At 66.7% G+C, this 26,929-nt stretch carries 28 protein-coding genes; 17 read left to right on the top strand and 11 right to left on the bottom strand.

The genetic code is table 11. From position 1 onward, the window contains the following. Window positions 1–82: 82 nt before the first annotated feature. Window positions 83–1,537 carry an NAD-dependent succinate-semialdehyde dehydrogenase gene (locus tag ACFQZZ_RS32175; RefSeq protein ID WP_378688303.1) on the bottom strand — a complete coding sequence of 485 codons (1,455 nt, stop codon included), beginning with the start codon at window positions 1,535–1,537 and terminating at the stop codon, window positions 83–85. A 157-nt stretch (window positions 1,538–1,694) separates the two neighbouring features. On the opposite strand from ACFQZZ_RS32175, the gene pgi reads away from it, so the two are divergent. Continuing rightward, window positions 1,695–3,368: a glucose-6-phosphate isomerase gene (pgi, locus tag ACFQZZ_RS32170; RefSeq protein ID WP_378688300.1), complete on the top strand. Its 1,674-nt coding sequence runs from the start codon at window positions 1,695–1,697 to the stop codon at window positions 3,366–3,368. A gap of 11 nt (window positions 3,369–3,379) precedes the next feature. Here pgi and ACFQZZ_RS32165 read toward each other — a convergent pair whose 3' ends face one another. The 3 genes from ACFQZZ_RS32165 to ACFQZZ_RS32155 all read right to left on the bottom strand — a co-directional run bounded on the left by ACFQZZ_RS32165 (window position 3,380) and on the right by ACFQZZ_RS32155 (window position 5,657). Beyond that, a complete protein-coding gene (locus ACFQZZ_RS32165) occupies window positions 3,380–3,925 on the bottom strand; it encodes a potassium channel family protein (protein ID WP_378688298.1) in 546 nt (181 codons plus the stop codon). Between the two features lie 78 nt (window positions 3,926–4,003). Continuing rightward, on the bottom strand, window positions 4,004–4,693 hold the full coding sequence (locus ACFQZZ_RS32160; protein ID WP_378688296.1) for a nucleoside/nucleotide kinase family protein: 690 nt from the start codon (window positions 4,691–4,693) through the stop codon (window positions 4,004–4,006). Between the two features lie 52 nt (window positions 4,694–4,745). Then, the gene (locus ACFQZZ_RS32155; RefSeq protein WP_378688294.1) at window positions 4,746–5,657 is read right to left on the bottom strand and encodes a LysR family transcriptional regulator; all 912 of its coding nucleotides are present in this window, start codon (window positions 5,655–5,657) and stop codon (window positions 4,746–4,748) included. 71 nt (window positions 5,658–5,728) lie between these two features. Between ACFQZZ_RS32155 and ACFQZZ_RS32150 the strand changes: the two genes are divergently transcribed. From ACFQZZ_RS32150 to ACFQZZ_RS32140, 3 genes are all read left to right on the top strand, one after another. Further along, window positions 5,729–6,142, top strand: a complete 414-nt coding sequence (locus ACFQZZ_RS32150; RefSeq protein WP_378688292.1) for a nuclear transport factor 2 family protein — start codon at window positions 5,729–5,731, stop codon at window positions 6,140–6,142. A gap of 70 nt (window positions 6,143–6,212) precedes the next feature. Further along, a complete protein-coding gene (locus tag ACFQZZ_RS32145; RefSeq protein ID WP_378688289.1) occupies window positions 6,213–7,088 on the top strand; it encodes a hypothetical protein in 876 nt (291 codons plus the stop codon). 133 nt (window positions 7,089–7,221) lie between these two features. Next, entirely contained in the window at window positions 7,222–8,118 is an 897-nt protein-coding gene (locus tag ACFQZZ_RS32140) for a hypothetical protein (protein ID WP_378688287.1), read from the top strand. A 189-nt stretch (window positions 8,119–8,307) separates the two neighbouring features. Here the strand turns inward: ACFQZZ_RS32140 and ACFQZZ_RS32135 are convergent, their stop codons facing one another. Next, window positions 8,308–9,927, bottom strand: a complete 1,620-nt coding sequence (locus ACFQZZ_RS32135; RefSeq protein WP_378688284.1) for an acyl-CoA dehydrogenase family protein — start codon at window positions 9,925–9,927, stop codon at window positions 8,308–8,310. 16 nt (window positions 9,928–9,943) lie between these two features. After that, on the bottom strand, window positions 9,944–10,588 hold the full coding sequence (locus ACFQZZ_RS32130; RefSeq protein ID WP_378688281.1) for a TetR/AcrR family transcriptional regulator: 645 nt from the start codon (window positions 10,586–10,588) through the stop codon (window positions 9,944–9,946). Between the two features lie 76 nt (window positions 10,589–10,664). Here ACFQZZ_RS32130 and ACFQZZ_RS32125 point away from each other — a divergent pair, with 76 nt between their 5' ends. Together ACFQZZ_RS32125 and ACFQZZ_RS32120 are read left to right on the top strand one after the other, a co-directional pair. Beyond that, window positions 10,665–11,447 (top strand): crotonase/enoyl-CoA hydratase family protein, encoded by a 783-nt coding sequence (locus ACFQZZ_RS32125; RefSeq protein ID WP_378688278.1) that lies wholly within the window; start codon window positions 10,665–10,667, stop codon window positions 11,445–11,447. 4 nt (window positions 11,448–11,451) lie between these two features. Continuing rightward, window positions 11,452–12,918 carry a hypothetical protein gene (locus ACFQZZ_RS32120; RefSeq protein WP_378688275.1) on the top strand — a complete coding sequence of 489 codons (1,467 nt, stop codon included), beginning with the start codon at window positions 11,452–11,454 and terminating at the stop codon, window positions 12,916–12,918. 122 nt (window positions 12,919–13,040) lie between these two features. On the opposite strand, the gene ACFQZZ_RS32115 is transcribed toward ACFQZZ_RS32120, so the two are convergent. The 3 genes from ACFQZZ_RS32115 to ACFQZZ_RS32105 form a co-directional block, all read right to left on the bottom strand. Beyond that, complete coding sequence (locus ACFQZZ_RS32115) at window positions 13,041–13,751, bottom strand: hypothetical protein (protein ID WP_378688272.1); 711 nt, start codon at window positions 13,749–13,751, stop codon at window positions 13,041–13,043. Beyond that, window positions 13,711–14,373 carry a cutinase family protein gene (locus tag ACFQZZ_RS32110; protein WP_378688269.1) on the bottom strand — a complete coding sequence of 221 codons (663 nt, stop codon included), beginning with the start codon at window positions 14,371–14,373 and terminating at the stop codon, window positions 13,711–13,713. The genes ACFQZZ_RS32115 and ACFQZZ_RS32110 overlap by 41 nt, the downstream gene beginning before the upstream one ends. 94 nt (window positions 14,374–14,467) lie before the next feature. Continuing rightward, complete coding sequence (locus ACFQZZ_RS32105) at window positions 14,468–15,154, bottom strand: pyridoxamine 5'-phosphate oxidase family protein (RefSeq protein WP_378688266.1); 687 nt, start codon at window positions 15,152–15,154, stop codon at window positions 14,468–14,470. Window positions 15,155–15,235: 81 nt separating this feature from the next. Between ACFQZZ_RS32105 and ACFQZZ_RS32100 the strand changes: the two genes are divergently transcribed. From ACFQZZ_RS32100 to ACFQZZ_RS32085, 4 genes are read left to right on the top strand one after another with little or no spacing between them, the layout of a single operon-like run. Continuing rightward, the gene (locus ACFQZZ_RS32100; RefSeq protein ID WP_378688263.1) at window positions 15,236–16,603 is read left to right on the top strand and encodes a PLP-dependent aminotransferase family protein; all 1,368 of its coding nucleotides are present in this window, start codon (window positions 15,236–15,238) and stop codon (window positions 16,601–16,603) included. A gap of 10 nt (window positions 16,604–16,613) precedes the next feature. Then, complete coding sequence (locus ACFQZZ_RS32095) at window positions 16,614–16,859, top strand: DUF2630 family protein (protein WP_378688262.1); 246 nt, start codon at window positions 16,614–16,616, stop codon at window positions 16,857–16,859. Then, window positions 16,856–18,310, top strand: a complete 1,455-nt coding sequence (locus ACFQZZ_RS32090; protein ID WP_378688260.1) for a dihydrolipoyl dehydrogenase family protein — start codon at window positions 16,856–16,858, stop codon at window positions 18,308–18,310. The genes ACFQZZ_RS32095 and ACFQZZ_RS32090 overlap by 4 nt, the downstream gene beginning before the upstream one ends. 13 nt (window positions 18,311–18,323) lie before the next feature. Continuing rightward, window positions 18,324–19,826 (top strand): carboxylesterase/lipase family protein, encoded by a 1,503-nt coding sequence (locus ACFQZZ_RS32085; protein WP_378688257.1) that lies wholly within the window; start codon window positions 18,324–18,326, stop codon window positions 19,824–19,826. Between the two features lie 130 nt (window positions 19,827–19,956). Here the strand turns inward: ACFQZZ_RS32085 and ACFQZZ_RS32080 are convergent, their stop codons facing one another. Beyond that, a complete protein-coding gene (locus ACFQZZ_RS32080; RefSeq protein WP_378688254.1) occupies window positions 19,957–20,823 on the bottom strand; it encodes an Fpg/Nei family DNA glycosylase in 867 nt (288 codons plus the stop codon). A gap of 189 nt (window positions 20,824–21,012) precedes the next feature. After that, on the bottom strand, window positions 21,013–21,756 hold the full coding sequence (gene cobF, locus ACFQZZ_RS32075) for a precorrin-6A synthase (deacetylating) (protein WP_378688251.1): 744 nt from the start codon (window positions 21,754–21,756) through the stop codon (window positions 21,013–21,015). A 43-nt stretch (window positions 21,757–21,799) separates the two neighbouring features. Between cobF and ACFQZZ_RS32070 the strand changes: the two genes are divergently transcribed. The 7 genes from ACFQZZ_RS32070 to ACFQZZ_RS32040 form a co-directional block, all read left to right on the top strand. Then, window positions 21,800–22,609, top strand: a complete 810-nt coding sequence (locus ACFQZZ_RS32070) for a thymidylate synthase (RefSeq protein WP_378688249.1) — start codon at window positions 21,800–21,802, stop codon at window positions 22,607–22,609. 5 nt (window positions 22,610–22,614) lie between these two features. Then, on the top strand, window positions 22,615–23,115 hold the full coding sequence (locus ACFQZZ_RS32065; RefSeq protein WP_378688592.1) for a dihydrofolate reductase: 501 nt from the start codon (window positions 22,615–22,617) through the stop codon (window positions 23,113–23,115). A 227-nt stretch (window positions 23,116–23,342) separates the two neighbouring features. After that, window positions 23,343–23,669 carry a cupin domain-containing protein gene (locus ACFQZZ_RS32060; RefSeq protein ID WP_378688246.1) on the top strand — a complete coding sequence of 109 codons (327 nt, stop codon included), beginning with the start codon at window positions 23,343–23,345 and terminating at the stop codon, window positions 23,667–23,669. Between the two features lie 49 nt (window positions 23,670–23,718). Continuing rightward, complete coding sequence (locus ACFQZZ_RS32055) at window positions 23,719–24,756, top strand: Dyp-type peroxidase (RefSeq protein ID WP_378688243.1); 1,038 nt, start codon at window positions 23,719–23,721, stop codon at window positions 24,754–24,756. Further along, window positions 24,753–25,553: a family 1 encapsulin nanocompartment shell protein gene (locus ACFQZZ_RS32050; RefSeq protein ID WP_378688242.1), complete on the top strand. Its 801-nt coding sequence runs from the start codon at window positions 24,753–24,755 to the stop codon at window positions 25,551–25,553. Before ACFQZZ_RS32055 ends, ACFQZZ_RS32050 begins: the two co-directional genes overlap by 4 nt. A gap of 63 nt (window positions 25,554–25,616) precedes the next feature. Continuing rightward, window positions 25,617–26,153 carry a hypothetical protein gene (locus ACFQZZ_RS32045; protein WP_378688239.1) on the top strand — a complete coding sequence of 179 codons (537 nt, stop codon included), beginning with the start codon at window positions 25,617–25,619 and terminating at the stop codon, window positions 26,151–26,153. Window positions 26,154–26,307: 154 nt separating this feature from the next. Next, window positions 26,308–26,929 (top strand): TerD family protein (locus ACFQZZ_RS32040; RefSeq protein WP_378688589.1); only part of this gene is annotated, 622 nt, incomplete at its 3' end.

Raw genomic sequence — 26,929 nt, 5'->3', positions numbered from 1 at the left:
ATCGCAAGACCTCCGCATTTCCCAAGGCCGCCCCGGGTGTTCACACCCCCCGGGGCGGTCGTTTCGCGTCCGGGGACGGTGCTCAGGTGAGCGCGATGTACTTGGTGGACAAGTACTCCTCGATGCCCTCGATGCCGCCCTCGCGGCCGAAGCCGGAGGCCTTCACGCCGCCGAAGGGCGCGGCGGGGTCGGAGATCACGCCACGATTGACGCCGACCATGCCGCTCTCCAATGCCTCGGCGATGCGCAGCGCACGGTCCAGATCACGGGTGTAGACGTAGCTGACCAGACCGAATTCGGTGTCATTGGCAGCGGCAAGGCCCTCGGCCTCGGTCTCGAATCCGACGATCGGGGCGACCGGCCCGAAGACCTCCTCGCGCAGGATCCTGGCGTGCGGCGGCACCTCGCTCAGGATGGTCGCGGGGTAGAACCAGCCAGGGCCCTCCGGCGCCTTGCCGCCAAGACGCACCTGTGCGCCCGACGACACCGCGTCCTCGACGAGTTCGCTCACGATGTTCAGCTGGTCCTCGCTGATCAGCGGGCCGAGGGTGGTGTCGGGGTCGGTGCCGGGGCCGAGCGTGACGGTGCTCGCCATCGCCTCGACGAACTTGGTGGTGAACTCCTCCAACACGCTGTTCTGCACGTGGAAGCGGTTGGCCGCGGTGCATGCCTCGCCCCCGTTGCGCAGTTTCGCGAGCATCGCGCCCTGTACGGCCGCATCGATATCGGCATCGTCGAACACCACGAAAGGCGCGTTGCCGCCGAGCTCCATCGAGGTGCGCAACAGTCCGTTGGCCGACTTCTCGACGAGCTTCTTACCGACCTCGGTCGATCCGGTGAAGGTGAGCTTGCGCAGCCGCGGATCGTCCAGCAGCGGCTGCGTCACCGCACCGGAATGACTGGAGGTGATCACCGAGAGCACTCCATTCGGCAGTCCGGCCTCGGCGCACAGCTTCGCGAGCAGCAGCATCGTCAGCGGGGTCGCCGAAGCGGGCTTGACGATCATCGTGCAACCGGCGGCCAGCGCGGGACCGATCTTGCGAGTCCCCATGGCCAGCGGGAAGTTCCACGGCGTAATCGCCAGACATGGTCCGACCGGCTGCTTGTGCACCATGATCCGGCCGGTGCCCGACGGCGCGTGCAGGTAGCGCCCGTGCACCCGCACAGCCTCTTCACTGAACCAGCGAAAGAACTCAGCGCCGTAGCGCACCTCGTTGCGGCTCTCCGGCAACGCCTTGCCCATTTCGAGGGTCATCAGCAGCGCGAATTCCTCGGACCGCACGGTGATCGCCTCGAACACCGCACGCAGGATCTCGCCACGCTCCCGCGCGGACGTCGCAGCCCAATCCGCCTGCACCTCGACAGCCGTGTCGAGCGCGCGCACCGCATCCTCCGGCGTCGCGTCCGCGACGCGCGTCAGCACCTCCCCGGTGGCCGGATTGTGCACCTCGAAGGTGCCGCCTCCGGTGGCATCGACCGGCCCGCCGATCCACAACCGCGTCGGTACTGACTGAAGAAGTTCGCGTTCGGACACCATGTCGCCAGCCTATGCCGACCGCTCGGCGGATCGCCGGAGAAATCCCTCGTCCGCGTGGCCACTGTCGACTCGTCTCCGGTGGCCGACAGCCCAACACCGGCCGAAGTTTGCGGTCCTTTCCTGCGCGCCGGATCGAGGGCTTGTACCCTCGGCGAACGTGAGCAGCGACATCACCGCATCGGCGGCATGGGGGAAACTGCACGATCACCACGGCGCGGTCGCCGAGCGGCACCTGCGTGAGTTCTTCGCCGACGATCCAGCGCGCGGCCGTGAGCTGACCGTCCAGGTGGCAGACCTGCACATCGACTACAGCAAGCACCGTGTCACGCGGGAAACCCTGGATCTGCTCATCGAATTGGCGCGCGAGGCCGGTGTCGTCGAGCGGCGCGACGCCATGTTCCGCGGTGAGCACATCAACACCTCGGAGAACCGGGCGGTCGAACACATCGCACTGCGCCTGCCCGCCGGTGAATCACTGATCGTGGACGGCGCCGACGTGGTTGTCGAGGTGCACGAGGTGCTGCGGCGGATGGGCGAATTCACCGATTCGCTGCGTTCGGGCGCGTGGCGTGGCGCCACCGGGGAACGGATCACCACGGTGGTCAATATCGGCATCGGCGGGTCGGATCTGGGGCCGGAGATGGTGCACCGCGCACTGCGCCACTACGCCGACGCCGGGATCGGCGCGCGATTCGTCTCGAATGTCGACCCTGCCGATATGGTCGCGAAACTCGACGGGCTCGATCCCGCGACCACGCTGTTCATCGTTGCGTCCAAGACGTTCTCGACACTGGAGACGTTGACCAATGCCACCGCCGCGCGACGCTGGCTGGTGGCGGCACTCGGCGAGGACGCGGTCGCCAAACACTTCGTCGCCGTGTCCACGAACGCGCAGCGGGTCGCCGAATTCGGTATCGACACCGCGAACATGTTCGGGTTCTGGGATTGGGTCGGCGGACGCTACTCGGTGGATTCCGCCATCGGCCTTTCGGTGATGGCGACGATCGGCAAGGAACGTTTCGGCGAGTTCCTGGCCGGCATGCACGCCGTCGACAAGCATTTCGCCACCGCTGCGCTGGAGGCCAACGGTCCGGTACTGCTCGGCCTGCTCGGCGTCTGGTACTCGAACTTCTTCGGCGCGGAATCCCGTGCGGTGCTGCCCTATTCGAACGATCTCGCCCGTTTTCCCGCCTACCTGCAGCAGCTGACCATGGAGTCGAACGGCAAGTCGGTCCGTGCCGATGGCACCCCGGTGACCACCTCGACCGGCGAGATCTTCTGGGGCGAACCTGGCACCAACGGCCAGCATGCCTTTTACCAACTGCTGCACCAGGGCACCCGCCTGATCCCCGCGGACTTCATCGGATTCGCCCGTCCCACCGATGATCTCCCTACCCGCGACGGCACCGGCAGCATGCACGACATCCTCATGAGCAACCTGTTCGCGCAGACCAAAGTGCTCGCCTTCGGTAAAACCGCCGAGGAGATCGCTGATCCTTTCGAGCGACCCGCAAGCGATCGCTACGGCGCCGAGGGCGCCGATCCGAAAGTAGTGCCGCACAAGGTGATGCCAGGCAACCGGCCGAGCACCACTATCCTCGCCCCGCAGCTCACCCCGTCGGTGGTCGGCCAGTTGATCGCCCTCTATGAACACCAGGTCTTCGTCGAGGGCACCATCTGGGGCATCGACAGCTTCGACCAGTGGGGCGTCGAACTGGGCAAGCAGCAGGCCCTCGCGCTGGCCCCGCTGCTCACTTCCCCGGAAGAGCCGGAGCCTCGAGGAGACTCCTCCACCGACGCGCTGATCCGCTGGTATCGCGCCAACCGCTGACGGACGGAAGCTCAGTCACGCTGGGTGTTTCGAACGTCTGCTGCTTCCACTCGACGGGTAATGCTGGTATTGACGACCGCGACCAGGGTGCCGATCACCACGAGATCGAAGGCCACCTGCACCATGGTCGCGACCCGGGCCGCCTGGCCGACCGCCTGCACGTCGCCGTAGCCGACGGTGCCGAGAGTGACGATCGTGTAATACAGCGCGTCGGTACGGGTGCTCAGGCCGCCGAACTGGCTCGGATTCCGCAGTTCGAGAATGTAGTAGAACAACGCGAAGAACATCACCGCCACACACAGTGCGAACAACACACCGTCGACGCGCCCGCTCGTCGCCTCCGGATCCGCGACGTATCGACCGACCCGCTGCCAGGTCATCCAAATCAACCCGACCACGCCCGTCACGAATGCGACAAGTCCGACGACCTTGACCGGCCAGTCGTCTCCCAGCTCGAATCCGAGTGGGACACAGTAGTAGAAGAGCAGTGCGCACACGACCGTGGTCGTGTTCCGAAGGGCGTGCGCGCGGGCGGAGATTCGCCGAGACTCCTTCATCCGTCCATGATCGACCCAACCGGGCCGTCGAGCCGCAGCACTCGCCGAGCCGTTTCGACCCGGTCGGGTGGCGAGACCTCAGGCTTCGGCGGCGTAGTAGCGTCCCTCGCGCTGACGGAGCACCAGATCTGCGCGGCCCCTGGTGCCCGCAATCAGGTCGGCATTGAGCAGATCGCTGTCGTGCACCTTGATTCGGGCGGCGTCGGCGGTGCGACCACCGCGAATATGGCGGCGTACCAAGCGTTGTTCGATCACGTCCCGATCGACGTCCAGGTACCAGGCTTCATCGAGCAGCTTCCGCACGGTGGACCACCCGCCGGATTCGCGATCGTCCAAAAGGAGGTAGTTGCCTTCGGTAATCGCGATCTGGTGCCTGCCGAAGATGACACCGGCCGGTGTCGGCTCCTCGATGGCGCGGTCGAAGGTCGGCCATGGCACCGGCTCGCCGACCGGGTTATCGCGCAGGCGACGCAGCATATCGAGGTACCCGTCGACATCGAAGGTATCCGGTTCGCCCTTGCGCTCGAGGTTGCCTGTCGCACGCAACACCGCGTTCGGCAAATGGAAACCGTCCATAGGCGCGATCTCGGCGATCACGGAACCGGCTCGGAGGTTCAACTCGTCCCGGATGGACTTGGACAGCGTGGACTTGCCTGCCCCAGGCGGCCCCGCGATACCGAGCACGTACCGGCGGGCACACCCCGCCGCCCGTATCCGCAGGTGCTCGACGAGCGAGCGCAGGGGCATTTCGACGGTGGTCCGCGTCATCGGAGCCACCCTACTCAGACTGAGACTCGCTGCCTCGAATTTGCGGTCGTAGCTATCGAAGTCGTTGCCGGACCTCGGCGGACAGCTCGGCCGCACCGTCACGCAGCGCCTCGGTGAACGTCCGCGTCGGCTCGGCGTCCCTGGCCTCGGAGCGGTAGACGACGGCCGTGCTGCGAACGGCCGCAGGGTGGTCGATGCGGATGAGCGCGATGGTCGGCGGTAGCACCGGCACGGCGATGCTGGGCACCACCGTGATGCCCATCCCGGCCGCGACCAGCCCGAGCTTGGCAAACCAGTCGCGCGCGACGAACGCGATATCCGGCTCCCAGGTGGCGTCGCTGAACGCGCCGAGCAGGGTGCTGTTCAACTCGGTGCTGCCGACGATCCAGCGCTCACCGCGCAACTGTGCGGGGGTGACGCTCACCCGGTCGGCGAGGGTGTGGTCGGGCGCGACCGCGATGAGCAGTGGATCGTCCAGCAGCGGCTCGACCTCGAGATCGTCTGGCAGGGTGCGTGTTTCGGTCACCACCGCCAGATCCAGTCGCCCCCGGGCGACGGCGGCGAGCAGCAGCGGGCTGGTCCCCTCGCGCAGCGGTACCCGCGCGAGTCGTGCGGCGGTGTCGGCAATGGCCCTCGGCACCAGCGCCGCCATCGCAGTGGAGAACGCACCGACCCGAAGCAGCGCTGGTGGCCGCGCCGCGAGCTGGTCGAGGTCGTGTCGAGCGGCACCTAGTCCGCCGAGCACCGTTTCCGCGTGCCGCAGGACGATTCGCCCCGCCTCGGTGGGTTGCACCCCGCGCGCGTGCCGTTCGAACAATGTCTTGCCCGCCGCCTGCTCCATCAGGGCGATCTGCCGGGACACGGCCGACTGCGTGTAGCCGAGGTTCTCGGCAGCGGTCGAAAACGACCCGCACCGAGCAGCCTCGCGGACCACCCGCAAGCCGACAATCGTGAAATCACCCATGCTGATTACTCATATCAAATATGCGAGACCCTCGCTTGTCGCATGCCTATGCGCCGCATACCGTCGAATTCATGAGCGCAGCCGAAAACAAGAAACTGATCGAGCACATCTTCGACCAGATGGCACAGGGTAATACGCAAGCGATGACTGCGGCAATGGCCGACGATTTCCGCTGGATTTTTCCGGGAAACTGGTCGTGGTCCGGCAGCTGGGAGCCGAAAACTGTTGTGCTGAAAGAACTTCTGCGCCCACTCATGACACAGTTCACCGAATACCGGAGCACGGCCGACTTCATCATCGCCGAAGACGACCGCGTCGTGGCACAGGTCCGCGGCCACGGGATCACCACGCGCGGCGAGCCGTACGAACAGACCTATTGCATGATCTTCCGACTCACGAACGGCCAGCTCACCGAGCTGATCGAGCACTGCGACACCGCGCTGGTCGAACGCGTACTCGAACCCATCGAACGCGATGGTAATTAACATGCGCGACTTCCCACGGGCGGTGAGATCGAACCGAGCATTGGTCGATCACTATTTGTAACCTCGGGCGATGGCGCAACCAACTCCCTGGCAATCGAGCAAAAGTTCACACAAACAGGTCGGCCCACCCAGCCCCACGGCCCGCGGCGCACCACACGGTCGGATCAAAGTCACGAACGCCGTAGCCGCACTACGACCGCACCTGGCCCCGCTCCGGGGAAACTGGGGCTACGCATTCGCCGCAATCGGGAACCTCATCACATTTTTCGTACTGTTCCAGCCGTGGGTCAACGCTGCCGCGCTCGACGGCAGGATCACAGCCACCCCCTTTGGGAAATTCCAAATATCCAGCTCCCTCGTAACCCTCTGGTCGGGAGCGCCACCAGCTCAAGTAAAGGTCAACGGCACCTGGGCCGTCCTCGCCTGCGTCGCCATCGCCGTCACCGTCTTCGCCGTGGTGGTCAATCTTCGAGCGCGCACCGAGGCGCTCAGTCATTTGGCGGCCGGTTCCTCGGTAGCCATGGCGCTTTTCATCGTCTTCGCCCTGGTCCACATGAACGGTAAAGCGCCCGAACTGAGAGCCATGCTCGGATACGGACGCCCTACGGATCTGGGCGGCCAAATCGGCCTGCTGATGCGCTGGGCCTCCGGCAACGGTAGATACCCGGTGCCTGGTCTCCGCCAGGTTTCCATGACCACCGCCAGTCTCACCTCTTGGGCATGGTTCGCCGCCGCGATGGCGGTGGTTTCGGCGGTTGCCGCCACCGCCCAGTGGGTGCGCAATCGTCCGGCGGGACCCATCCACATCCCGCTGCGCATGCCCATCGTCATTGCTCGCCCCGCTTCGAACCCAGGTCCCGCGCCCGACCCCACTCCCGCACCAGATCCCACTCCGGACCCCGCACCCACTCCGGACCCGACACCCACTCCGGACCCACCCAAGTAACGCCGTAAATCTCGACCGCACAGCGCACTTGCCGCATGGGCGCGGCATGCGCCGCGCTGCAACCGATCCGAGCTTCCCACCGGCGGCGAGTTCGGACCGGACTCCCACATTGTCCGGCTCGTAAACTCGGACGATGGTGCAGCCGACGCCCTGGCAAGAGGGCAAAACTCAACAGGCACAGGCCATCTCACCCAGCCAAGCAACAGGCGGTGCCCCACGGCGTCAGGTCGAAGTGGCGAACGTCGTGGCCTCGCTCCGACCGCACCTGGCCGCGCTCCGAGGCAGTTGGGGCTACCTGTTCGCCGCGGTCGGCAGCATCATCACGTTTTTCGCGCTGTTCCAGCCGTGGGTCAACGCGTCCTCGACCGACGGCAAGATCAAGGCCACCCCTTTTGGGAAATTCGAAATATCCAGTTCCCTGGTGGCCCTCTGGTCGGGATCGCCGCCGCCTACCGCCAAGGTCAACGGCACCTGGGCCGTCCTCGCCTGCGTCGCCATCGCGGTCGTCGTCGTCGCCGCAGTGGTCAATCTTCGAGCACGTACCCAGGCGCTATCCGGTTTGGTGATGGGTTCCTCGATAGCGATGTCACTGTTCGTAGTCTTCGCCCTGGTCCACATGAACGGCAAAGCGCCCGACGTGCGGAACATGGTCGGAAACGGCCCCACACGGGATCTGGGCAGCCAGGTCGGCATGCTGGTGCGCTGGGCCTCCGGCAACGGCAACTACGCGCTGCCCGGCGTCAAGAGATACACATGGACCACCGCCGGTCTCACCTCTTGGGCGTGGTTCGCCGGCGCGATGGCGGTGCTTTCGACTGTTGCGGCTATCGCCCAGTGGATGCGCAACCGGCCCGCCGGACCCATCCACATTCCGTTGCGCATGCCCATCGTCATCACGCGGCCGTCTTCGGACGCCGCGGCTCCCCACCCCACCCCCGCTCCGGCTCCCAACCCCGACCCGGCTCCCGCACCGAACCCCACTCCGGCTACGGCTCCCGACCCCAATCCCCCGTCCGGCTCCGGCTCCTGACCCCGATCCCACCTCGGACATCGCAATCTCGCGAACTCCGCACTGGCCGAACAGGCGACACAACCGCTCATGCTCCGATTTCACGGTCCCAGCTTGTCGGACCGATCGCGGTGCCACGCACCTATTCAGCCTGCCAGCCTGAGCCACTGGCTGGCCGAGCTGGTGCTCGACCAGCCAGTCCGGTGGCTATCAGACGAAGGCGCGCTCGATGATCGCGCCGGTGTCGACGCCGGTGGGCAGGGTGCCGAAGGCGATACCCCAGTCGTCGCCCAGGCGGGTGGCGCAGAAGGCATCGGCGACGGCGGGGTGACCGTGGCGGACGAGTTGAGCGCCCTGCAGGACCAGCGCCATGAGTTCGATGATGCGACGGGCGCGGTATTCGATATCGCTGAGGTCGGACAGTTCCTTGCCGACGCGGGTGATGGCGTCGTCGAGGCGGGGGTTCGCACCGCGGGCCAGTGAGACCTCGTTGAAATAGGCCTCGACGGTCTCGGGCTGACGGCCCATGGCGCGCAACGCATCCAGGGCTGCGACGTTGCCGGAGCCCTCCCAGATGGACATGAGCGGCGCCTCGCGGTAGAGGCGCGGCATGCCGGATTCTTCGGCGTAACCGTTGCCGCCGAAGCATTCAAGGGCCTCGGCCGCGTGCGACGGGGCGCGCTTGCAGACCCAGTATTTGGTGACCGCCAACGCGATTCGGCGCAGCGCCGCCTCGGCGGGGTCTTGGCTCGCCCGGTCGGTGGCGCCCGCGAGGCGCATCATCACGGTGGTCGCGGCGTCGGATTCGATCACCAAGTCCGCCAGCACATTGCGCATGGCGGGCTGATCGATCAGCTTCTTGCCGAACACCTCTCGATGCCGCGCGTGGTGCACGGCGTACACCGCGCCGACGCGCATGCCGGTGGACGAGCCGATCACGCAGTCCAGGCGGGTCATATTGACCATTTCGATGATGGTCTTGACCCCGGCGCCCTCGTCGCCCACCAACCAGCCGGTGGCGTTCTCGTATTCGATCTCCGAGGAAGCGTTGGACTTGTTGCCCAGCTTGTCCTTGAGTCGTTGGATCCGAATGGGATTGCGGGTGTCGTCCGGCAGCACCCGGGGCAGCAGGAAGCAGGACAGACCGCCCGGCGCCTGCGCCAACGTGAGGAACATGTCCGACATGGGCGCCGAGGTGAACCACTTGTGTCCGACGATTCGGTAGCTGCCGTCCGGCTGCGGAGTCGCGGTGGTGGTGTTGGCGCGAACGTCGGAGCCGCCCTGCTTTTCGGTCATCGACATGCCCGCGATGAGTCCGGCTTTGGTGGACGGCTCACGCAGACCGAAGTCGTAGGTCCGGGAGCCGAGCAGCGGTTCGTACTTCGCCGCGAGCTCTTTGTTGTGCCGCAGTGCGGGCACCACCGCGTAGGTCATCGAGATCGGACACATGTGTCCGGCGTCGGCGACACCCCAGGTGTAGAACTTGGCGGCGCGGGCGGTGTGCGTGCCGGGCCGGTCATCGAGCCAGGGCGAACCGTGCAGGCCATGGGCGACAGCGACATTCATCAGGTCGTGCCAGTGCGGGTGGAATTCGACCTCGTCGATGCGATTTCCGTAGCGGTCGTGGGTGTGCAGCACCGGCGGATACTCGTTGGCCAGGCGTCCCCATTCCTGCGCAGCGAAACCGCCTGCGAGCGTGCCGAGTTCGCGCACCTCCTGCTCGGCCCAGCCGGCGCCCTCACGGTGCAGGCCCTCCAGCAGCGCCGGGTTTCGCGAGACGTCGAACGGCACGATGTTCGGAACCTGGTTGAAGACTTCATGCGTCGGCATCGGACAACTCCTGTTTCTATCGAGCGCCCGAGGCGCTCTGATTGTCGCGCACGCCGAGCGCGCGCATCGCGAAGGCAACGAGTTCTGGGACGACGGATTCGCTGTGCGGCGCATCGGCCAGTGGGCCGGCCAGCACCTCACCGATCGCACCGACCAGTGCGGCGGCACTGATTCGCGCGTCCTGCGCGGGCAACTCCCCGCGCGACACGCCCCCGGCGATCGCCGATTCGAAGGCTTCGGCGAAGGCGCGCCGGAAGTGCAGTCGTTCGTTGTCGACCGCCGTGTCGACGGGTTCGACGAGCAGCACATAGGCGAGTTTCGGATTCTTCAGCGCGCGCCCCGCGAAGGTTTCCACGGCGGTGGTGACGCGTTCGACCGCGGACACTCCGGCATCGACCGCCGTGACTCGTTCCGTGGCCGCCGCGGTGACCGCGGTGACCTCACGGGCGACCACCTTCCGGAAGACCGCGCTCACCAGTTCGGACTTGCCCTCGAAGTGCTTGTACACCGTTCCGGTGGCCACTCCGGCCTCGTTCGCGACCGCCGCCATGGACAGCCCCGCGTAGCCCTCCATGGAGAGGACCCTCGTCGCTGCCTGCACGATCAACGCGGCTTGCGCATCGAGGCGGGCCTGCACTCCAGGGGTTCTGCGGTACACCACGCAAGAAGTGAAACACAGATTCATTTCTTCACGCAAGGACTGTTTCCCTGCTGTTTTACGTCGTAGGGTCGTGTACGTGACTGACCAAGCCAACGGTCGCGCCGTCCGTGTCGAACACTCCGGACCCGTGACCACCGTCATCCTGCATCGCCCCGCCGCCCGCAATGCCGTCGACGGCCCGACAGCCGCCGCGCTTGCCGATGCGTTCCGCGCCTTCGACGCCGATCCCAGCGCGTCGGTCGCGGTGCTATGGGGTGATGGCGGCACCTTCTGCGCTGGCGCGGACCTCAAAGCGCTCGGCACCGAAAACTCCAATCGGGCGACCGAAGCCGGAGACGGCCCGATGGGCCCCACCCGCATGAAGCTGTCCAAGCCCGTGATCGCCGCCGTCTCCGGCTACGCGGTGGCGGGCGGGCTGGAGCTGGCACTGTGGTGCGATCTGCGCATCGCCGAGCAGGACAGCATCTTCGGCGTGTTCTGCCGCCGCTGGGGGGTGCCGCTGATCGACGGCGGCACGGTACGACTACCGCGCATCATCGGGACGGGTCGCGCGATGGACATGGTGCTCACCGGCCGCGACGTAAGCGCGCCGGAGGCCCTGCAGATGGGCCTGGTCAATCGCGTGGTGCCGACCGGTGATTCGCGTCGTGTCGCCGAGGAGGTCGCGGCACAGCTGGCAGCCCTGCCACAGACCTGTCTGCGCTCGGATCGGATGTCGATGCTCGAGCAGGACGGTCTCGAAGAGGAAGCGGCGATCCGCAACGAGTTCCGGCACGGCATGACCGCACTCACCGACGGGGCTTTGGAAGGCGCGCAACGATTCGCCGCAGGCGCAGGCCGACACGGCGCACGCGCCTGACCCGATGCGTCGGCCCAGCGCTCGGAATCGACTCGACGTTGCTGATCGACTCGACGTTGCTGATCGACTCGGCGGCAGCGATCGACTGAGTGTCGTCGACGAGATCTTCCTGCGCACCCATCGCGGTCTCGGCACCCCGATCGCACTACAGGGCCTATGGCGCACGGCCGACCGCATCGACCCGCAGCTGCTCCAACAGGTCCACACCGCCCTGAGCGCAGGGCCGTTGGGGCGACGCGTGATCCGCCCACGCGTGCCGGGAGCCCGACTGTCCTGGCGCCCCAACACCAGGGCCTACCCCCTCGCCATCACCGAACAGCCGATCTCCACCGCGACATTGCTCGATTGGGCCGACAGCCAAGGCGCCGACCTCGATCCCGAGTCAGGTCCCGGCTGGCGACTGTCCGCCACCGCACTCGATGATGGTGGATCACTCGTCTCCCTGACCTGTTCGCACGCCATTGCCGACGGCCGCGCCCTGGCACTCGCTGTCGATGCCGCCCTGCGCCGCCGGGCCACAACGAATCCGCCCGCATCCGACGATGGTTCGGCCACGCAATCGACAGCGCCGCAATCACATCAAGCCTCGACGGCACCTCTTGCCGATCACGCGACGAGCGAACCGGGCGCATTCCGACCCGACGCCACCGATTCGGCGGTCATCGCTGCCTTGTCGACGAATCCTGTTGCTCCGGAATCAGACTGGTCAGATGCGCTACGACAGTGGTCGATCGTATTGCGCGGCACTGCCCGTGCGCTTCGGAATGGCATTCCGCAACGGCCGGTGACAGCCGCAGCGGGCCGATCCCGCACCGGTTCCAGCCATGCGCCTACGCACAGCGTGATCCTGCAGTGCCCGGTATCCGACTGGGACCAGGCGGCCGCCGCACAAGGTGGAACCGCCAACAGCCTGTTCATCTGGCTGGTCGCAAACATGCTGTGGGCCAGTGGATTCCCACACGCGGCGATCGACGCCAGTCTCCCCGTCGATACCCGAGACGAGCCCCGGGTCGACAACGACCTCGCGATGACGGAGATCACCGTCGACCGCGCCGACACCCCGGCAACGATTCGCGAGAAGTCCAGAATCGCCTACGAGCGTCGCATGTCCAGCCCCGCCGGCATCCCCGAGGAACTACTACAGGTGATCCCCGACCGCTGGGCCTACGCGCTGTCCAAAGGCGCCGGCGAACGAGACATCCTGTGCTCCAACATCGGAACCCTCCCCGCCTCCCTGCGCACACTCGGCCCACACCATTGCACCGGCGTCGCCGCCCGCGCCATCCACCCCGGCCTCACCGCCAACCGACTCCCGCGCACCCGCCTATCCGGCTACCTGTGTCGCATAGCCGACGACTACATCCTGTCCCTGGTAAGCCTCGATTCCACCCACATCGAATCCGCCGCGACACTAGGTAATCTCGCGCGCAAGACAACAGCACAACTCCACCTTCCCTCCACCCTCTGGTGACGACACCTCGCCAGAAGCGGGACATGGCTGCGGCAAACTCCACGACCGCCCTCCGTCATGTCCGTTCGGCCGGTAACGCACCGAACGATTCGCCACAGCCATATGCCACTCACCGGGCGCAATCACGAGTCGGCGTCGGGACTCAGGACGACCAGGCCGTGAGCTTCAGTACACGATTGTTTCCCGCGTCGACCAGGACGAGTTCGCCCGCGCTGTTGACGTCGATCTGTCCCGGTTCTTTCAGACCCGGTGAAAGGAACTACGGTCGGCGTGGTTGCTCCGGCGCGGAGAACGAGTACGTTGCCGGGGCCGAGCGGGCCGTCGGGATCGCCGCCACCGTAGGCGTCGGAGACGTACACATCGCCGCTGTTGCTGACTGCTACACCGCGCGTCGTGCGTGGGGTAATCGGTAGTTGCGTCGCGGCCGCTGCTCCGGCGGGCAGCTTCCAGACCTTCTGTTGCGCCGACGCGTAGATGTCGCCGCCCGCGGTGATGGCCAACGCCCCGATCGACTCCTTCGGGAAAGGCAGCATCGTCGGCGTCGGCGAGCCGGGCGCAAACCTCCACACATCCATTTGCGCCGATGTGTTGCCTGTAATCACGGCGGAGACGACTACCGTGCCATCGGGAGCCGCGGCGATCGCGAACGGCTGTTGCCCGCGATCCGGGAACGTGTAGATCGCCTGTGGTGCGGTCGAACCGGGGGCAAGTTCGAATACCGAGCGGCTCATCAGATCGTTGTAGTAGACGGCGCCCGTACCGTCGACGGCAACGTCCCAGGGCTGTATCTGCTCATCGTCGACCAGAGTCGTCTGTACTCCGCGCGAATCCAACCGCACTATCTTGTAGAACTTCTGGTTCACGACGACCCCGCCCGACGCGTCGAAAGACACGCCGTATGGCTCTTCCACGCCCTGGAGTGTCAGCACCGATTGAGTGCCAGATGGCGGCGGTGTCGTGGTCGTGGTCGGCGGCGCCGATGCGCCCGAGCAACTCGGTGTACACGCCGGTCCCCGCGTTCAATTCTTCGAGGGCGCGGTGCATCACCATCGCGCCCTGCGAATAGCCTGCCAATACGATCCGTGGACCGGCGCATGCCGGATTGGTGCGCAATCCATTTTGAATCTGCAAGAGCTGGGTGATGGCGTTGTTCACGCCGATGGTGATGCTGTTGAGAAATATTTCAACACCCGCAGGACCTATCGGGATGGTCAGCACCCCCTCCGCCGGGTAGTCGACAGCTTGGAATCTCGCGCGTATTCCCCGCTGCTGCAGCCTGTCCCGAATTCTGTTGTACGCGTTGTTCACTTCGGTACCGAGTCCGCCTTGCGGTTTGTCGGTCGGCTGACCGGATCCGCGCGCCCCGAGTACGACGACGCCGTCCCCGCAATCAGCCGCCATCGCCTGGTGCCTACCGGCGACTATGAAAGCTCCGGCCAGGACGAACGGCAGCATGAGCACAGTGAGCCGCCGCAGAATACTCGGCGTATCCGGATGGAGCACGGCATCTGGCAGTCGGAAATCGAATTCCTATCAGGGTGCGGCGTTGTCAGGATGGGGGGACGGCGTCCGACCGGACGAGCACATCCTGCGGCACCTCGATGCCGGGCTCGAGATCTACCGAGGGCACCGGCGCATCCCACACCTGACGCATGGGCAGCACGCCCGCCCACACACCACCGGCCTCGATGTCCTCGGGGTCGTCGTTCGGGCCACCGGTTCGGACCTTCACCGACGCCTCGGTGAGATCGAGGGCGAGCACTTCGGTCGCGGCCAGTTCCTTCTTGTTCGGCCGGCGCACCCGGTCCCAGGCGCCGGGTGCGGAATGCTCGATCACTACGCGAAGCGCGTGCATCCGCTCTTCGGGGTCGGTCACCTCCATCGCGCGGCCCCGCACCACCGCGGAGCGGTAGTTCATCGAGAAGTGCATGGCCGAGCGGGCGTAGATGAGGCCGTCGACCAGGGTCACGGCGATGGAGATGTCGCCTTCCAGTGCCGCACGCAGGTTGCCCGCACCGGTCGAGCCGTGCAGGTACAGCGTGTCGCCGTCGCGTCCGTAGACGGTGGGAACCACCACCGGAGAGCCGCCGAGCACGACACCGAGGTGGCAGACCAGACCCGCGTCGAGGACCGCGTCCAGGTCGGCCCTGTCGGACCTGGCTCGGTCCTTTGCCCGGGTCGGGGTGCTGCGCGGGGTCGGCGAGAGCGGGGGCCGAGAAGTGATCGACTTGGTCATAATGACTATCCTGAGAGCAGAAGTGGCATTCTGAAATAGCCAATTCAGAGAAAATCTCACAGGCCAATTCTGGAGGCGCCCGTGCTCGACGAACTCCCGCTCGTGCTCGACCGCCATGCGGCGCAGCCGCTGTCGGCGCAAGTGGCCGATGGTCTGCGGGCCGCGGCGAGCACTGGCATGCTGCGTACCGCCGACCGGCTCCCGTCCTCACGGTCGCTTGCGCAGCGGCTCGGCGTGAGCCGTACGGTCGTCGCCGCGGCCTATGACCAGCTGCACGCCGAGGGCTGGATCGCGGGCAAGCGCGGATCGGGCACCTACCTGACCACCGCGCCCACCGCGACTCCCACCCGGCCGAGTGCCCTGTCCGGATCGACCGACAACGCGCAGCTCCTCGACCTCGGCCCTGGCGCACCCTGCGTCGAGGCCATCGACCACTCGGCCTGGCGCAGGGCCTGGCGGACTGCTGCCGACGGCTCCCCGATGGTCCGCAAAGATCGCGGCGGCGAGCCGGAGTTCCGATCGACGATCGCCGAGCATCTCCTCCGGCACCGCGGTCTCGGCGCGAACAGCGACACCGTCGTACTCGCCACCGCCGGAACCAGTTCGGCCGTCGGCGAACTCGCTGCCGCGCTACTGCGACCCGGCGATGTGATCGCGATGGAGGATCCCGGCTATCAGCGCGCCGCAGGCGCCTTCCTGGCCGCAGGGGTCCGGGTGCTGCCCGTTCCCGTGGACGCCGAGGGACTGCGGGTCGACCTGCTGCCGCCCGACATCAAGGCGGTGTATTGCACACCGGCACACCAGTTTCCGCTCGGCGCACGCATGCCCGCGGCGCGCCGGGTGCAACTGGTCGAATTCGCCAGGCGGGCAGCCGTGCCCATCATCGAGGACGACTACGACGGCGAATTACGTTACGACACAGCACCTTTGCCTCTACTCGCCGCGATGGCGCCGGACGTGGTCGTGCATTTGGGGACGACGAGCAAGATTCTGTCGCCAAGTCTGGGAACCGGCTGGTTGGTCGCGACACCGGAGATCGCCGACGCGGTCCTCGCGCACCGGGAGCTGACCGGGACCGGTCCGAGTCCGGCGGGCCAGCGGGTGCTCGTCGAATTCGCCAGGCACGGTGACCTGGCCCGGCACCTGCGCCGGTTGCGCCGCGCACTGCCACCGCGCCGGGCACTGGTGGTCGACGAGCTACGCAGGCGCGGTCTCGATGTGGTCGGCGACGACGCCGGTTCGCATATCGTGGTGCCGCTGGCATCGGCCGAGCTGGAACAGCAGGCCATCGCCGAAGGCAAGGCGCGTGGCATCGCTTTGGACGGGCTGGCCCGCCACCACATCGGCGCGCAACGATCCTTCGGCGTCGCCCTCGGGTACACCGCCCTCAACTGGGCTGACCTGGAAATCGCCGTTTCTGTGGCCGGGGATTGCCTGGCCCGGTCGTAGCATGGTCTGCATGACCGAACAGGACATCCTGGCGCGTATCAAGAATCTGGTCGATCGCGAGCACGCTCTGCGGTCCAAGGCGACGGCCGGCGAGGTCGATCCGGTAACGGAGCGGCAGCAACTCGCAGAGCTCGAAGTGATGCTCGATCAGGCGTGGGACCTGCTGCGGCAGCGACGGGCACGGGTCGATCAGGGCATCTCGCCGGACGACGCCGAGGTCAATTCGGCCCGTCAGGTCGAGGGCTATCTGCAGTGACCTCGGGTCCGATCACCGCCGAGTACGACGTCATCGTGATCGGTGGCGGGCCGGCCGGGGAAAACGCCGCCGCCTACGCCATCGCAGGTAGCGAGCGCACCGCGGCGATCGTGGAGCGCGAACTGGTCGGCGGCGAGTGTTCGTATTGGGCATGCATGCCAAGCAAGGCGCTGCTGCGACCCGTGCACGTCCTGTCGGGAGCGCAGGCGATGGCAGGGATCGGCGCCAGCGGGCCCGAGGTCGACGCGGTGCTGGCCAGACGCGACAGCTTCACCCACGACCACGACGACAGCTCGCAGGTGCAGTGGGCCACCGACAGCCGGATCGACGTCATCCGCGGTACCGGACGCCTTGCCGGTGCGCGACTCGTCGAGGTCGACGGCCGCATACTGACCGCCAGGCACGCGGTAGTGCTGGCCACCGGAACCAAGGCCAACGTCCCGGACATCCCCGGCCTGCGCGACGCACTGCCGTGGACCTCGCGGGATGCCACCAACCTGCGCGAAGTTCCCCGGCGTGTGGTGATCGTCGGCGGCGGTGTGGTCGCCTGTGAGGCCGCGACCTGGCTGGCCGGGCTCGGTGCCGAGGAAGTCACGCTGCTGGTGCGCGGCGATTCGGTGCTCGGCAATGCCGAACCGTTCGCCCGGGAGCGCGTGGCCGCGGGATTGGCCGACGCGGGCGTACGGGTCCGCTTCGGCACCCAGCCCGCACAGGTGGAACGCGAGGACGCGAAGGACACCGGCGAAGGGCGCATACACGGCGGCACGGTGACCGTTCAGCTGCGCGGCGACAAGGTAGATCCCGACGACGCGCGGATCGAAGCCGACGAGATCATTGTGGCCGCCGGGCGCGGACCGGCGACAAAGGACCTCGGTTTGGCCGCGGTCGGGCTGCCGGACGGCTCCGTCGACGTGGACGACCGGCTGACCGCGCGCGGTGTCGACGGCGACTGGCTGTACGCGGTGGGCGATGTGAACGGGCGCGTCGCGCTGACCCACATGGGCAAATACCAGGCCAGGGTATGCGGGGACGTCATTGCCGCACGGGCGGAGGGACGGGAACTGTCGCAGGCGCGATTCGCGGCGACCGCCGATCATGAGCAGGTCCCGCAGGTCGTGTTCACCGCACCCGAGGTCGCCTCGGTCGGACTCACCGAGGCCGCGGCGCGCAAAGCCGGGTATTCGGTGCAGGCCGTGGAGATCGATATCGCGGTGGCCGGTTCGTCATTGGCGCGCGACGACTATTCGGGGCGGGCGAAGCTGGTGATCGATGCCGACGCCGACACGGTGCTCGGTGCGACCTTCGTCGGCCCCGAGGTCGGCGAGCTCCTCCACGCGGCAACGATCGCGGTGGTGGGCAAAGTACCGCTGGCAACACTGTGGCACGCAGTGCCTGCCTACCCGACGGTAAGCGAGCTCTGGTTACGTCTGTTGGAAGCACGCCGAACGTAGTTACCATCGGTAGATGGCAGATATCACGACCGCCGACGGAGTTGTCCGCGGTCACCGCGGCCGTCGCGTGGTTCGCTGGCGATCCCTTCCCTACGCGGCTGCTCCGGTCGGAGACCTGCGCTTTCGTGCACCCCAACCGGTAGTGCCGTGGACCGGTGTCCGCGAGGCGACGCGGTTCGGCACCGCCGCCATGCAGCACAGGTCTGGTGCGCGGATCGGACCGCGCCAGTACCAGCCGACCAGCGAAGACTCGTTGACACTCAATGTCGTTGCACCGGTCGATCGTTCGTGGACGCCGCGTCCGGTGCTGGTGTTCATCCACGGCGGCGGCTACATGATCGGCACGTCGGCGCTGAGCCTGTACTCCGGTGCCCGGCTGGCGGTGCGCGGCGATGTGATCGTGGTGTCGCTGAACTACCGCCTTGGCGCGTTCGGCTATGTCGACTTCGGTGAATTCGGTACACCAGAGCGGCCTTTCGACGCCAACCTCGGGCTGCGCGATCAAGTCGCCGCATTGGAGTGGGTGCAGCGCAATATCGCCGCATTCGGCGGTGATCCCGGCAATGTCACCATCTTCGGTGAATCCGCGGGCGCGCACTCGGTCCTTTCGCTGTTGGCCACGCCGGCGGCCGAGGGGCTGTTCCACCGCGGCATCGCGCAGAGCCCGCCCGCCGACTGGGCGATGAACTCCGACGACGCACGCACCTTCGCTCGCCGGTGCGTCGAGGCTCTCGGGGCCACACCAGAAAGCGCGGCCGAGGCGCTGATCACGGCCGGTGCCAACGATATTCGCCGCGCGGTCGATGTCAGCAGCGGGAAGGTACTACGCGAACATCCCGGCCTGTTCCCCATCGCACCGATCGTCGACGGCACGTATCTGCCGAAGGCTCCGATCGACGCGATCACCGACGGCACCGCGCACCGGCTGCCGCTCATCATCGGCACCAATCGCGAGGAAGGGGCGTTGTTCGCGAAGTTCGCCGATGAACTGCCGACCAACCCCGACCGGCTGCACCGGCTGCTGTCGCGGGCGGGCGACGACGCCGAATCCCGGGTCGTCGCCGCTTATCCCGGCTATCCCGCCCCGAAGGTCGCGATCCGCGCGGGCGGTGACTACGTCTTCTGGCGACCCTCCGTCACCGCAATGGAGGGCCACAGCCACTACGCCCCCACCTACGCCTACCGCTACGACTTCGCCCCGCGCGCATTCCATCTCGCGGGCGTCGGCGCGACCCACGCGACCGATCTCATCCCGGTGTTCGGCGCGGTCGACTCCCCCTTCGGACGTACGCTCACCGCCGCGGGCGGTCGCCGCGGCCTCCGAGCCGTCACCCGCCAATTCCAGGACAACTGGCTCTCCTTCGCCCGCAATGGCGTACCCCTGCCGTCTTGGCCCGCCTACACCGAGGACCGTCGCACCACCCTGATCATCGACGACCCGACCCGGCTGGAAATCGACCCGGACAAGGCGAAACGCATTGCGTGGCAAGGTATCGGAGTGCCGACCCTGACGTGATGTCCGGACCGGGCTGCCCTCCATCGCAGGAAGCCCTCTCACCAACGCCGCCCCGCACCGCCTGTCGGCCCGCAAGGCCCTACGTCCGGCGACCATGTCCGACGGTGGAATGCTCGCCGAATCCGTTGGACTACTTCAACAGCCGAGACATGCGGCGATCGGCCAGCACCTTGCCGCCGGTTTGGCAGGTCGCGCAGTACTGGAACGAACGCTCTGCGTAGGACACCTCGCGGACGATGTCGCCGCAGACCAGGCAGGGTAGGCCGGTCCTGGCGTGTACCTGCATGCCGGAACGCTTTTCGCCCTTGAGGCGGGCGGCGGCCTGGCCAACCGATCGCTGTACGGCGTCGGCGAGTTCGGCGCGCATGGCGGCGTACAGTACCGAAATCGTTTCTGCCGACATCGTTTTGGTGTTGGCGAAAGGGGAGATCCGCGCGGTGTGCAGGATCTCGTCGGAGTAGGCGTTGCCGATCCCGGCGATCAGCGTCTGGTCGACGATCGCGGTCTTGATGCGTTGCGAGGTGCCGTGCAGGATTTCGGCGAACTGTTCCTCGGTCACTTCGAGCGCGTCCGGGCCGAGGCGCGAGATGCCCGGCACCAGCTTCGGGTCCTCGACGATGTACACCGCAAGCCGCTTCTTGGTGCCCGCCTCCGTCAGATCGAACGCAGGCGTCGCTCCCTCCGGGGTGAAGAAGTGCACGCGCAGCGCCAACGGCCCCTTGCCCGGTTTCGGCGGCGTCGCGCTCGGCTCATCGATCCAGCGCAGCCAGCCGCCACGAGACAGGTGCGTGATCAACCACAGCCCGCCGCACTCCAACCCGAGAAACTTCCCGAACCGCCCCGCCCCCGTCACATCCCGCCCCGACAACGCCGTCACCGGCGGGTCGAACGTCTTGACCGCGCTCAACGCGGCCACATCGACACGCCCCACAACAGCGCCGACGGCGTGCTCCCTCAGGAACTGCGCCAACGCCTCCACCTCAGGTAGCTCGGGCACGAATCCCAGGCTACCTGGGAGGCCCGACACAAGCGGCCCGTCCGCAATACAACGCCGCCCCATCCCGGGGTGCGGCCGCTACTGGGGAGCGCGCCCTGGAACTTCTGAACAGGCGCCCCTTGCCGATCTCGCCACCGCGACCGAGTTAGCCGATAGCACCGGATTCACCGATAGCACCCGGTTCGCGAGCTATCCATCGGCGCGCAGTAGATAGATGTCCATGATCCAGCCCTTCGCGCCACGCAATTCGCCACGACGGCGGACAATCTCGTCCTCGACCTCCCGCAGCGGGCCCTCGATGAGGACCTCATCGGGCATACCGAGATAAGCGCCCCACCAGATGTGCACGTCGTCGCCGGGGACCTCGGTAAAAGCACAATCCCCGTCCAGCATCACCAGGTTCGAGCCAGGGCCGAGACCATCCTCGCGCAGCCGCCTCCCGGTGGTGATGTGTACGGGTTCGCCGATGCGGTGCAACACCATTCGATGCCGGGCAGCCAGCGCCTGCGCACTGGTGACCCCTGGAATCACCTCGTAATCGAAGGTCTGTGCCCCGCGAGCGAGCACTCGCTCGATAATCCGCAGAGTGCTGTCATACAGCGAAGGGTCACCCCACACGAGAATGCCGCCGACACCCTCGACCTGTGCGAAGGCTTCCTCCAGCAGCGCGGAGCGGCGATCGTGCCAGTCCTCGACGACACCCCGGTAGTCGGCGGGCGTGCGGTCGCGCGGCGGGTCAGTGATCTCCACGATCCGGTAGTCGCCCTCGACGTGCTCGGTCAGGATGGCGGTCCGCACATCGACGAGTTCCTGCTTCTCGGCGCCCTTGCCGATGACGAAGAACACCTCGACCTGCCGCATGGCCTTGATGGCCTGCACCGTCACCTGGTCGGGGTCACCGGCACCGATGCCGATCACGTAGAGCTTGCGCATGGCCCGAGCTTGCCAGGCACGGCGATCAGTAAACTCGCCAGGCGTGGCCACCAATGCTCGCGATACCCAATACGAGGACCTGCTCCGCCTGGTCCTGGACTCCGGGACGGCGAAAGCGGACCGTACCGGGACCGGCACCCGCAGCATCTTCGGCCATCAGCTGCGCTACGACCTCTCGGCAGGTTTCCCGCTGATCACCACGAAAAAGGTCCATCTGAAGTCGATCGTCTATGAGCTGCTGTGGTTCCTGCGCGGCGATTCCAACGTGGCCTGGCTGCAGGAGCACGGCGTCTCCATCTGGGACGAATGGGCCGACGCCGATGGCGAACTCGGCCCGGTCTACGGCGTGCAGTGGCGGTCGTGGCCGACGCCGGACGGCGCCCACATCGACCAGATCTCGGAGGTGCTGCAGACTCTGCGCACCAACCCGGATTCGCGCCGCATGATCGTCTCGGCCTGGAATGTGGCCGAGCTGGACAAGATGGCCCTGGCCCCATGCCATGCGTTCTTCCAGTTCTATGTGGCCGACGGCAAGCTGTCCTGCCAGCTCTATCAGCGCAGCGCCGACCTGTTCCTCGGCGTCCCGTTCAATATCGCCAGCTATGCGCTGCTCACCCACATGGTGGCGCAGCAGACGGGACTCGAGCCCGGCGATTTCATCTGGACCGGCGGTGACTGTCACATCTACGACAACCATGTCGAGCAGGTCACCGAGCAGCTGACGCGCGAACCGTACCCCTTCCCGGCACTGCGGCTGCGCCAAGCGCCGACCCTGTTCGACTACACCTACGAGGACGTGGAAATCGCCGACTACCAACACCACCCGGCCATCAAGGCCCCGGTGGCAGTGTGAGCGAGTTGGACCGCACGATCGGACTCATCTGGGCGCAAACCCCTGACAGGGTAATCGGTTTCGAGAACACCATCCCCTGGCGGGTGCCCGAGGATCTGGCCAATTTCAAGGCCGTCACCATGGGCCATCCGGTCGTGATGGGGAGGCGCACCTGGGATTCCCTTCCCCCCAAATTCCGGCCGCTCAAAGGCCGCCGCAACATCGTGGTGACCAGACAACCCGACTGGTCGGCGGAGGGCGCCGAACGCGCCGGATCGCTACCCGAGGCCATGGCCATGAGCGCCCCCGACACCGTATGGATCGCGGGCGGTGGCGAGATCTACCGCGCCGCTATGGATTTCGCGACCGACCTGCTCGTCACCGAGGTGGACACCACCGTCGACGGTGACGCGTACGCGCCTGCCATCGGCCCCGAATGGCACGACACCGAACCAGCGCCCTGGCGCGAGTCGACGACCGGGCTGCGCTTCCGGATACGTCACTACACCCGCGAAAGATCCGACTAGTCCGCAAACCTCCGGCATCGATCAGCCGCAGCAGCACAACACCGTTCGACCCGCAGGGACAGCGGTGAACACGCCGCACAGAGGGCGGGCGATCAAACCGAGCCCGCGACACGCAGACGTCGGGCATACTCCTGAATAAGCGGGTGGTCGGACAGCAGTCCGCCCCACGCTTACAGCCCGTGTCACCAGCCCTGACACGGGTGGATGTGATCTGCGAAAGGCGGTCCATGGACAAGAAATCGCTGACAGCGGTCGCGCGCCAACAGCTCAAGTTGGCCGCCACCGCCACGAGCGGACGCAGTTCGCAAACGATCTACGGCGGGCATGCCAATTCGCTGCGCCAGACCGTTGTCGGTCTGAGCGCGGGCCAGAGTCTGGCCGAGCACGACAATGCGGGCGAGGCGACGCTGCTGGTGCTCAGCGGCACGCTGACGCTGATCAGCGGCACCAATGAATGGAAGGGTTCGGCCGGTGACCTGCTGGTTGTGCCCAAGGCTCGGCACAGCGTCAAGGCCGTGGACGACGTTGCGTTCCTGCTGACCGTCGCCAAGTAGGCCGCGCCGCTCGATCGGAGGTCCGGCGCGGGCCACTAGGCTGGCGATCATGGGTGAGCCGCAGCCGATCCTCGAACCTCTCACACCGGCCGCGATCTTCCTTGTCGCCACCATCGACGAGGGTGGAGAGCAGACGGTGCGCGATGTGCTCGCCGATTTGGGCGGGCTGCGCCGTTCGGTCGGGTTCCGATTACCAGGGGCGGGACTCACCTGTGTGACCTCCATCGGCTCCGCCGCGTGGGATCGGCTCTTCGCCGGGCCGAGGCCCGCCGAGCTGCACGAATTCCCCGGATACGACGGCCAGCGCCACAAGGCCCCCGCGACGCCGGGCGACCTGCTGTTCCATATCAAAGCCGAGGTCCAGGACGCCTGTTTCGAACTGGCGATGCTGATCGGCGATCGGCTCAGCGGCGCCGTCACCATCGTCGACGAGACGGTCGGGTTCAGGTACTTCGAACAGCGCGATCTGCTCGGCTTCGTGGACGGCACGGAAAACCCCGAGGGCGCGTTGCCGACATCGGACGCCGGGCGGGTGGCGCTGGTCGGCGACGAAGATCCGGACTTCGCGGGCGGCAGCTACGTGATCGTGCAGAAGTACCTGCACGCCATGACGGACTGGCGGCAACTTCCGGTGCCCGAGCAGGAGCGCGTCATCGGGCGAACCAAGCTGGACGACATCGAGTTCTCCGACGAGGACAAGCCTCCGAATTCCCATGTCGCCGTGAACACCATCGTCGATCCCGACGGAACCCAACGCCAGATCCTGCGCGCCAATATGCCGTTCGGCAGCGTCCGCGACGACGAATTCGGCACGTACTACATCGCTTACGCCGCGACACCCAGCGTCACCGAGGCAATGCTCACCCGGATGTTCCTCGGATCGGAGGAGGCCGAATACGACCGCATCCTGGATTTCTCCACCGCGGTCACCGGCACTTTGTTCTTCACACCGTCCCAAGACTTCCTCGACGCACCGCCCGACCCGCCGGAGGTCGAGGAATCATCGAGCGCCGACGGCGTTGACAAGGGGGGCGCCGGGGATGGATCACTCGGTATCGGCACGTTGAAAAGGAGCATGCAGCAATGAACAACCTCCATCGCGAACTCGCGCCGATCACCTCCGATGCCTGGACGGCGATCGAGGAAGAAGCGACACGAACCTTCAAGCGGCACATCGCCGGACGTCGCGTCGTCGACCTTTCCGGTCCGCACGGCACCGACTACTCCGCCGTCGGTCTCGGCCGCACCACCGCGATCGCCGCACCCGACGAGGGTGTGCAGGCCCGTCAGCGCGTGGTCGCGCCGCTGGTCGAACTGCGGGTCCCGTTCACGCTGTCGCGCGATGAACTCGACGATGTCGAGCGCGGTGCGAAGGACACGGATCTGGATCCGGTGAAAGAGGCTGCGCGGCGCATCGCGTTCGCCGAGGACCGCGCCATCTTCGAGGGCTACCCGGCCGCGAATATCACGGGTATCCGGGCGAGTTCGTCCAACGAGGCCATCAACGTGCCGAGCGACCCGAGATTGGTTCCCGAGGCCGTCACCCAGGCGCTCAGCGCGCTGCGGCTGGCGGGCGTCGACGGCCCGTACTCGGTGCTGCTCAGCGCTGACCTGTACACGGCGGTCAGCGAGACCTCCGATCACGGCCACCCGATCCGCACCCACATCGAGCGCCTCATCCCAGAGGGCGAAATCATCTGGGCGCCCGCCATCGACGGCGCGTTCGTGCTGACCACTCGAGGCGGCGACTTCGACCTACAGCTCGGCCAGGACCTGTCGATCGGCTACCTGTCCCACGACGCGGAGTCGGTGCGGCTGTACTTCCAGCAGAGCCTGACGTTCCTGGTGTACACGGGCGAGGCCGCGGTCGCATTGGAGGCGTGACCCACTCGATATCGCTCGGTCCGCCGACCCGGTACGGTGATTTCGCAGTCGGCAGGAGGCGAGATGACTATGGTGCGCGCGGGCGTGGTTCCCACTCGACGAGCGCTGCTCTACGGCGCGCTCGGGATCGGTGTGACCACGCTGGTCTGTGGCGCGATCGTCTCGGGATTCGGCCTGAACCGGGTGTTCACCGGGCTACTCGCCGGTGTGGTAGCGGGCATCGCGATCCTGGTCGCGCTGTTCGCACGGGACGGCGTCGTACTCACCGACGGCGGGATCTACCGGCGCACCCCCTGGCAAGAATCCAGCATCGACTGGGATCGGGTCGTGGCCGGGCGGTTCGCGCTCGACGAGCGGGCCAGGTGGTCGCTCGCGCTCGACCTGTCCGGTGGCGACGAACGACACGGTGAACTGGTGCTGCTGTCCATTCCGCCGGTGATTCGTCCGGTCTCGGGCGCCTACGACATGCGCAAACGCGAGCAGGTGCAGGAAATCCGGGAAATGCTGCGCCGCAAGCGAGTCCCGGTGACCGTGCTACCAGAGATCGCGGGCGGGCTGAATCGGCACTGGCAGATCGCTCCGCCGACCCGCGGCACGTAGTTCTGACGCGGGCACATAGTTCCGGCGCAGGCGCACAGTCCCGAATAACCGCGATTCCGGCGCGGTCGCGTAGTCCTGACGCAGGCGCGATTCCGGCGCGGTCGCGTAGTCCTGACGCGGACAGCGCGTTTCCGATACGTTGGCAGCTGTGTCGATGATGAAGGGCGCCAATGTAGCGGTGCCGATGTCCGCGGTCCGCATCGAGCTGGGGTGGCAGTCGGGTCCCGGAGTTCCGGACGCGGATGCGTCCGCACTGCTGCTCGTGTCGGGCAAGGTGCGGTCCGACAGCGACTTCGTTTTCTACAACCAGCCTGCGCATGCGTCCGGCGCTGTCCGGTACGAGGGTAAACAGCAGGGACCGACCGTGCTCGACACGTTGTCGGTGAATCTGGCCCAGGTCGAGCCGCAGGTCGACACCATTGTGATCGCGGCCTCCGCGGACGGCGGCACTTTCGGACAGTTCAACGGGTTGTATGTGCGCGTGGTCGACCCGGCGAACGGCGCCGAGGTAGCGCGCTTCGACAGCACCGGCGCTACGACCGAGACCGCGTTCGTGCTCGGCGAGCTGTACCGCCGCCAGGGCGCCTGGAAGTTTCGGGCGGTAGGCCAGGGATACGCCTCGGGTCTGGCCGGTTTGGCCACCGATTTCGGTATTTCGGTCGACGACACACCCACCCCCGCCGCGCGGCCCGCACCGCCGCAGCAGTTCACCCCGCCACCGCCGCCACCCGCACCGCCGCAACAGTTCGCGCCCCCGCCCCCGCCGCCGCAACAGT

This window comes from Nocardia sp. GCM10030253 (assembly GCF_042675075.1).
Classification (GTDB): domain Bacteria; phylum Actinomycetota; class Actinomycetes; order Mycobacteriales; family Mycobacteriaceae; genus Nocardia.
Note: the sequence above shows the minus strand (reverse complement) of the source record. Positions and strands in the feature narration are given on the sequence as shown.

Bases quoted from the DNA above. Each gene is read 5' to 3' on its own strand.
- ACFQZZ_RS32095 (WP_378688262.1), top strand. From the start codon at position 16,614: ATGACCGAACAGGACATCCTGGCGCGTATCAAGAATCTGGTCGATCGC.
- ACFQZZ_RS32165 (WP_378688298.1), bottom strand. From the start codon at position 3,925: ATGAAGGAGTCTCGGCGAATCTCCGCCCGCGCGCACGCCCTTCGGAAC.
- ACFQZZ_RS32050 (WP_378688242.1), top strand. From the start codon at position 24,753: ATGAACAACCTCCATCGCGAACTCGCGCCGATCACCTCCGATGCCTGG.
- ACFQZZ_RS32060 (WP_378688246.1), top strand. From the start codon at position 23,343: ATGGACAAGAAATCGCTGACAGCGGTCGCGCGCCAACAGCTCAAGTTG.
- ACFQZZ_RS32140 (WP_378688287.1), top strand. From the start codon at position 7,222: ATGGTGCAGCCGACGCCCTGGCAAGAGGGCAAAACTCAACAGGCACAG.
- ACFQZZ_RS32105 (WP_378688266.1), bottom strand. From the start codon at position 15,154: ATGACCAAGTCGATCACTTCTCGGCCCCCGCTCTCGCCGACCCCGCGC.
- ACFQZZ_RS32150 (WP_378688292.1), top strand. From the start codon at position 5,729: ATGAGCGCAGCCGAAAACAAGAAACTGATCGAGCACATCTTCGACCAG.
- ACFQZZ_RS32175 (WP_378688303.1), bottom strand. From the start codon at position 1,537: ATGGTGTCCGAACGCGAACTTCTTCAGTCAGTACCGACGCGGTTGTGG.
- ACFQZZ_RS32085 (WP_378688257.1), top strand. From the start codon at position 18,324: ATGGCAGATATCACGACCGCCGACGGAGTTGTCCGCGGTCACCGCGGC.
- ACFQZZ_RS32045 (WP_378688239.1), top strand. From the start codon at position 25,617: ATGACTATGGTGCGCGCGGGCGTGGTTCCCACTCGACGAGCGCTGCTC.
- ACFQZZ_RS32155 (WP_378688294.1), bottom strand. From the start codon at position 5,657: ATGGGTGATTTCACGATTGTCGGCTTGCGGGTGGTCCGCGAGGCTGCT.
- ACFQZZ_RS32055 (WP_378688243.1), top strand. From the start codon at position 23,719: ATGGGTGAGCCGCAGCCGATCCTCGAACCTCTCACACCGGCCGCGATC.
- ACFQZZ_RS32145 (WP_378688289.1), top strand. From the start codon at position 6,213: ATGGCGCAACCAACTCCCTGGCAATCGAGCAAAAGTTCACACAAACAG.
- ACFQZZ_RS32135 (WP_378688284.1), bottom strand. From the start codon at position 9,927: ATGCCGACGCATGAAGTCTTCAACCAGGTTCCGAACATCGTGCCGTTC.
- ACFQZZ_RS32120 (WP_378688275.1), top strand. From the start codon at position 11,452: ATGCGTCGGCCCAGCGCTCGGAATCGACTCGACGTTGCTGATCGACTC.
- cobF (WP_378688251.1), bottom strand. From the start codon at position 21,756: ATGCGCAAGCTCTACGTGATCGGCATCGGTGCCGGTGACCCCGACCAG.
- ACFQZZ_RS32110 (WP_378688269.1), bottom strand. From the start codon at position 14,373: ATGCTGCCGTTCGTCCTGGCCGGAGCTTTCATAGTCGCCGGTAGGCAC.
- ACFQZZ_RS32160 (WP_378688296.1), bottom strand. From the start codon at position 4,693: ATGACGCGGACCACCGTCGAAATGCCCCTGCGCTCGCTCGTCGAGCAC.